This window comes from Falsiroseomonas sp. RANM36 (assembly GCF_056682175.1).
In genome coordinates this window covers 392,793-397,072 of the sequence record NZ_JBWXTD010000005.1, presented here as the reverse complement: position 1 = coordinate 397,072, position 4,280 = coordinate 392,793, and the positions used below count along the sequence as shown (strand labels likewise).

Genomic DNA, 4,280 nt, shown 5'->3' with positions numbered 1-4,280 from the left:
CCCCCGCCCGGGGCGGCCCCGCGCGGCGCGGGGCCCGCCCGCCCCCGCCCCGCGGCCGGTGGGGGCGCCGGCGCTCGCCGCCCGCGCCGAGCAGGGCGTGCGCGCCGGCGCGCTGTCGGCCTTCGCCGGGCGGCGCGGCTTCCTCCGGCAGCCCTGGGGGCCAGGCTGGGCGCTGGTGGGCGATGCGGGGTACTTCAAGGACCCGATCACCGCGCATGGCATCACCGATGCGCTGCGCGACGCCGAGGCGCTGGCGGAGGCGGCGGCACGCGGCACGCCTGCCGCCTTCGCCGAGTATGCCGCGACGCGCGACGCACTCTCCCTGCCGTTGTTCGAGGCGACGGACGCCATCGCCGCCTTCGACTGGGACCTGCCGCGCGTCCAGGCGCTGCACAAGGCGCTGAACCAGGCGATGAAGCGGGAGGTCGCGCACATGCTCGGCGCCGGCGCCGCGATGCGGGAGGCCGCGTGATGCGCGGCGATCCTCGCGGCGATCCCTGGAGCCTGACCCTCGCCGGCAGCCCGCGGATCGGCCAGCGCGCCACGCGCCGCCGCACCGCCACCGCGCGCGACGTGGAACTGTTCGCCGAGATGACGGGCGACCGCAACCCGCTGCATTTCGATGCGGCGCTGGCCGCGCGCTCGCCCTTCGGCGGGCTGATCGTGCAGGGCGGCGTCACCTCCGGCCTGCTGAACGCGGTGGTGGCGGAGGATCTTCCCGGGCCGGGCAGCGTCTTCCTCGGCACCGAATGGCGCTTCGTGAAGGCGGTGCGCATCGGCGAGACGATCGAGGCGGAGGTCGAGGTCACCGCGCTGCGCGATGACAAGCCGATCTGCACGCTGCGCACGACCGTGCGCAACGCGGCGGGCGAGGATTGCCTGATCGGCAGCGCCACGACCTGGACTGCGCCGCTGCGCGATCTCCAGGAAGACTCAAGAACTTCGCAGGATGGCGTCCAAGCGAGGCGCCGGCGCGACGCCTAGGCTTCGACCTGCCGGCCGATCAGGGCCGGCGACAGCAGGAGAGCAGACGATGTTCGTGTTCCACCCCCCGATCGTGCTTCGCCACCGCCAGGGCGCCGAATGGATGCGCCATGTCGCCGGCCATGCGCTGCACCGCCAGCGCGCGGCCGAGGCCCGCGCCGCGCAGGATGCCGCCTGGCGCCTGCTGGAGGCCTTCATCCCCTGCGGCTGAGGATGCCCTCCGGCGGGGCGGCGGGCGGGGCGTCCGGCACGCCCGCCCGCCGCAGCCCCTCGGCGAACAGCTCGATCTTCGCCGCCTCGCGGCAGAAGAAGAAATCCTCCCGCGCGGTCGCGACCGCATAGCCCGGATGGCGTTCCTCCAGCGCCGCCACCGCCCGCCGCGCCTCCGCCTCCCGCCCCAGCAGTCCGAGCGCGGCGACCTGCACCGCGAAAGGCCAGTGCTTCGCGTTCGGCACTCGCATGCCCTGCCGGGCGAAGGCGACCGCGGCATCGAGGTCGCCGAGGAAGAAATGCGCGAGCGCGCGCGTGGAATGGAAGCTGGCGAGATGCGGGTCGCGCGGGCTGAGTTCCGTCGCGCGCTCGATGCAGGCGATCGCCTCCTCCTCCCGCCCGCAGAAGGTCATGGTGAAGCCGAGCGCGTACCAGGCCTGGGCGAAGCTGGGGTTCAGCTCCAGCGCTTCCTCCAGCCGCGCGATCCCCTCGTCGTAGTCCTGCAGGAAGGTGTGGGCGCGGCCGAGCACGCAGAGATTCATGCAGTCCTGGTCGTCCAGCGCGACCGCGGCGCGCGCCTCCGCCATCGCGGCGGCGATCAGCGCGGGGCGGTCCGCGGGCGGGCGCAGCACGGCGCTCTGCAGATGCACATAGGCCAGCGCGCCATGGGCGCGGGCGAAGGCGGGGTCGATCTCCAGCGCGCGGCGGAACATCGTCTCCGCCTCCTCCATGCCTGGCGCGGTGAAGCCCCAGAGGTGCCACAGGCCGCGCTGGTAGCAGTCCCACGCATCGAAGGTGCGCGGCGGGCGGCGCACCGCGGCCTCGCGCTCGATGCGCCCGAGTTCCGGCTCGATCGTCGCGGCGATCTGCTCGGCCATGCTGCGCTGGATGTCGAGCAGGTGGTCCAGCGTGAAGGCATGCGTGTCGGACCAGAGCTGCCGCCCGGTCTCTGCGCAGACGAGGTCGGCGGTGATGCGCACCCGCTCGCCATGGCGCAGCACGCTGCCCTGCACCAGGTAGCGCACGCCGAGCGCGGCGCCGATCTCCCGCGCATCCACCTCGCGGCCCTTGAAGGCGGCGCCCGAATGGCGGCTCAGCACTTCCAGCCAGTGGTGCCGCGCCAGCAGGCGGATGATGTCCTCCGTCAGGCCGTAGCTGAAATACTCGGTGTCGGGTTCCGGGCTGAGATTGGCGAAGGGCAGCACCACGATGGCGGGCCTGCTTGACGGCTGCCGCTCCGGCGGCTGGGCAGGGCTCTCCGGCTCGGGCGGCGGTTCGGGCGCGGGCGGCGGTTCGGGCGCGGGCGGTTCCAGCTCGCGCGCCTCCGCGACGAAGCGGAAGCCGCGCTTGTGGACGGTGCGGATCACCTCCTGCCGGTCGCCGTCGTCGCCCACCGCCTTGCGCGCGGCGTTGATGCGGCTGCTGAGCGCCGCTTCCGAGACGATGCGGCCCTGCCAGATCGTGTCGAACAGCTCGTCCTTGCCGACCACACGCTCGCGGTTGCGCAGCAGATGCACCAGCAGGTCGAAGACCTGGGGCTCGACATGCACGACATCGCCGCCGCGGCGCAGCTCCTGCCGGCGCAGATCCACCTCGATGTCGCCGAAGCCGAGCCGCATGCGCCTGCCCTGCCTCCTGCCTGTTTCGCGTATGCCGCGATAACGCAACACACCGCGCCGCGTCCAACCTTGCCTGCGGAAGGTAGGGCGCGGAGCGGGACATTTCCACGCAATCTCAAGACGCTCGTCAGGGCTTCGCCAAGCGCGCGCGACACGGCCCCGGCACAAGGGAGCACGCCGCGACAGGCGGCGGAACCCCGGATGCAAGGATGACGAGCATGACCCGCACCACCCACGCCGCAACGATGCCGATCGGCCGGCGGCTGCGCCACACCCTCTCGCTCTGGCGCGCGCGCGCCGAGGAGCGCCGCGCCCTGGCCGAGATGGGCCATCGCGAGTGGCGCGACATCGGCATCGGCCCCGGCGAGGCCTTCGCCGAGGCGCGCAAGCCCTTCTGGTTGCCCTGAGACGGAGCCGGCCGGGCCCGAGCGCGCCGGCCTGCAGGAGACCCCGCCATGTCCGCGCATATCGCGCAATCCGCGCAACGGCCGGCGCGCGCCTTCCGCCTGGCCGGCGACCACGCGCTCGGCCTCGCCGCCGGGCTTTCCGCCGCGACGATCTGGGGCGGCGCCCTGGCGATGACGCGTCTCGGCGTCGCGGCGGACACCGCGGCACTCGGGCCGCACGACATCGTGCTGCTGCGTTTCCTCGCCCCGGCGCTGCTGCTGCTGCCTGCTGCGGTGCGCGCCGTGGCGCGGCTGCGCCGGGCAGACCTGCCGCGCCTCGCGCTGCTGCTCGCGGGCGGCGGAGCGCCCTTCGTGCTGCTGGCGGGCGCCGGCCTGCGCGAGGCCGCGGCGGCCGATGCGGGTGCGCTGCTGCCCGGCACCATGCCGCTCTGGGTGACGGCAGCCTCGCTGCTCGCCGGTGGTGCGGGCGCCGCGATGCCGGCGCCGGCGCAACGCCTCGGCCTGCTGCTGATGGCGCTGTCGGTGCTGCTGGTGGCCGGGCCGCCGGCCCTGGCCGCCGAGGGCCTGGCCGGGCCGGCGATGCTGCTCGGCGCTTCCTGGCTGGCGGCGGCGTACACGCTGGCGCTGCGCCGGAGCGGCCTCGGCGCGCTGGAGGCCACGGCGCTCGTCAGCGCGGGTTCGGTGGTGGGATTCGCGCCCGTCTATCTGCTCGCCTGCGAGCCCGGCCTGGCCGTGGCGAGCTGGGGCGAGATCGCGGTGCAGGCAGCCTGGCAGGGCGGGCTTTCGGGTCTGTTCGGCCCGCTCGCCTTCGCGCTGGCGGTGGCGCGGCTGGGCGCGGCACGGGCGGCGTCGCTGGGTGCGCTGAGCCCGGCGAGTGCGGCGCTGTTCGGCCTGGTGCTGCTCGGCGAGGTGCCGCCGCCGCATGTGCTGCTCGGGCTGGCGGCTGCGGTGCTGGGCGTGGCGCTGACAGCCGGCGCGCGCCGCCCCCCCCGGGGGGGGCGCCCCCCAATAGGCGGCCGGGCGGGGCCGCCCGGGCGGCGGGGCGGCCCCGCCCGCGGGC

Annotated in this window: 5 protein-coding genes and 1 pseudogene; 5 read left to right on the top strand and 1 reads right to left on the bottom strand. The window is 75.0% G+C overall.

What is annotated here, in order from left to right:
* From AC1MIR_RS19905 to AC1MIR_RS19895, 3 genes and pseudogenes are all read left to right on the top strand, one after another.
* Positions 1-472: pseudogene (locus AC1MIR_RS19905) on the top strand (hypothetical protein); the annotation flags it as partial.
* Complete coding sequence (locus AC1MIR_RS19900) at positions 472-984, top strand: MaoC family dehydratase (RefSeq protein WP_480029927.1); 513 nt, start codon at positions 472-474, stop codon at positions 982-984. The pseudogene AC1MIR_RS19905 and the gene AC1MIR_RS19900, both read left to right, overlap by 1 nt.
* A 49-nt stretch (positions 985-1,033) precedes the next feature.
* Entirely contained in the window at positions 1,034-1,195 is a 162-nt protein-coding gene (locus AC1MIR_RS19895; protein WP_480029926.1) for a hypothetical protein, read from the top strand.
* Here the strand turns inward: AC1MIR_RS19895 and AC1MIR_RS19890 are convergent.
* A complete protein-coding gene (locus AC1MIR_RS19890; protein WP_480029925.1) occupies positions 1,179-2,813 on the bottom strand; it encodes a winged helix-turn-helix domain-containing tetratricopeptide repeat protein in 1,635 nt (544 codons plus the stop codon). The genes AC1MIR_RS19895 and AC1MIR_RS19890 overlap by 17 nt on opposite strands.
* Positions 2,814-3,031: 218 nt before the next feature.
* Between AC1MIR_RS19890 and AC1MIR_RS19885 the strand changes: the two genes are divergently transcribed.
* Both AC1MIR_RS19885 and AC1MIR_RS19880 read left to right on the top strand, forming a co-directional pair.
* Positions 3,032-3,220 (top strand): DUF1127 domain-containing protein, encoded by a 189-nt coding sequence (locus tag AC1MIR_RS19885; protein ID WP_480029924.1) that lies wholly within the window; start codon positions 3,032-3,034, stop codon positions 3,218-3,220.
* A 48-nt stretch (positions 3,221-3,268) separates the two neighbouring features.
* On the top strand, positions 3,269-4,280 hold a 1,012-nt coding region (locus tag AC1MIR_RS19880), incomplete at its 3' end, for an EamA family transporter (protein WP_480029923.1).